The organism is Altererythrobacter sp. C41 (assembly GCF_016803135.1).
Lineage (GTDB): Bacteria > Pseudomonadota > Alphaproteobacteria > Sphingomonadales > Sphingomonadaceae > Pelagerythrobacter.
The window spans coordinates 1-1,270 of the sequence record NZ_JAEVFE010000026.1; the positions used below are offsets into that span (position 1 = coordinate 1).

1 protein-coding gene is annotated in these 1,270 nt (G+C 64.7%); it reads left to right on the forward strand.

What is annotated here, in order from left to right; genetic code table 11:
- The first annotated feature begins 66 nt into the window (after positions 1 to 66).
- Positions 67 to 1,238, forward strand: a protein-coding gene (locus tag JNO53_RS15260) for an IS3 family transposase (RefSeq protein WP_203113637.1) whose coding sequence is annotated in 2 segments (ribosomal slippage) — positions 67 to 319 and positions 319 to 1,238 — 1,173 coding nt in all. Because the reading frame shifts where the segments join, the coding sequence is not laid out codon by codon here.
- Positions 1,239 to 1,270: the final 32 nt, after the last annotated feature.

Genomic DNA, 1,270 nt, shown 5'->3' on the forward strand with positions numbered 1-1,270 from the left:
TGACCTGACCCCCTGATTTTCCTCCACGTTCGATTAGAGTCCGGCCCTGATGGAAGGACGGACGAGATGAAGCGTAAGAGGTTTTCGGAAGAGCAGATCATCGGCGTGCTGAAGGAAGCGGAGGCGGGAGCGAAGCCTGCCGACCTGGCGCGTCGGCACGGAGTTTCAGAAGCGACGATCTACAACTGGAAGTCGAAGTACGGCGGGCTCGAGGTGTCCGAGGCTCGGCGTCTGAAGGCGCTGGAGGACGAGAACGCGAAGCTCAAGCGGCTGCTGGCGGATGCGATGCTGGATCAGGCAGCGCTGAAGGATCTTCTGTCAAAAAAGTGGTGACGCCCGCCGCCAGGCGGGAAGCTGTGGCTCATCTCCAGGCCTGCCACGGGATGAGCGAGCGACGGGCGTGCCGTGTCATCGATGCCGATCGCAAGAGCGTGCGCTACCGCTCGACGCGAGGCGACGATGCCGAGCTGAGAGAGAAGCTGCGGGAGCTGGCGAACCGACGTCGGCGGTTCGGCTATCGCCGCCTGCATATCCTGCTGCGCCGGGAGGGCGTGATGATCAACCGGAAGAAGACCCAGCGGATCTACCGGGAGGAGGGACTGGCTGTCAGGCGACGACGCAGTCGTCGGCGTGCCGTCGGGACCAGAGCTCCAGCGCCGGTTCTGGCCCTGCCGAACCAGCGCTGGAGCCTCGACTTCGTGCACGATCAGATGGCGTCAGGCCGGCGGTTCCGGGTGCTCAACGTCGTCGATGACGTGACCAGGGAGTGCCTGGCAGCGGTGCCGGACACTTCGATCTCCGGGCGCCGGGTTGTGCGGGAGCTGACCGAGCTGATCGCGAAGCGTGGCAAGCCGGGGATGATCGTCAGCGACAACGGCACCGAGCTTACCAGCAATGCCGTGCTGTCATGGTGCGGGGAGATCGGCGTGGAGTGGCACTACATCGCGCCGGGCAAGCCGATGCAGAACGGCCATGTCGAGAGCTTCAACGGCCGCATGCGCGACGAGCTGCTCAATGAGACGCTGTTCCTCAGCCTGGATCACGCCCGCGCCGAGATCGCCGCGTGGGTGGAAGACTACAACGGAGAACGACCGCACTCGGCCCTTGGATACGAGACCCCGGCGGCGTTCGCCGCCGAACTGCAAAAGCAATGGCCTGCTCCGCTACGCCCTACGGGCTCCGCTGCGCAGCCCATTGCTTCAACCGCGCTCATGCGCAAAACAACCGCCCGGCTCTAATCCCAGCTGGAGGAAAGCTGGGGGTCACGTCA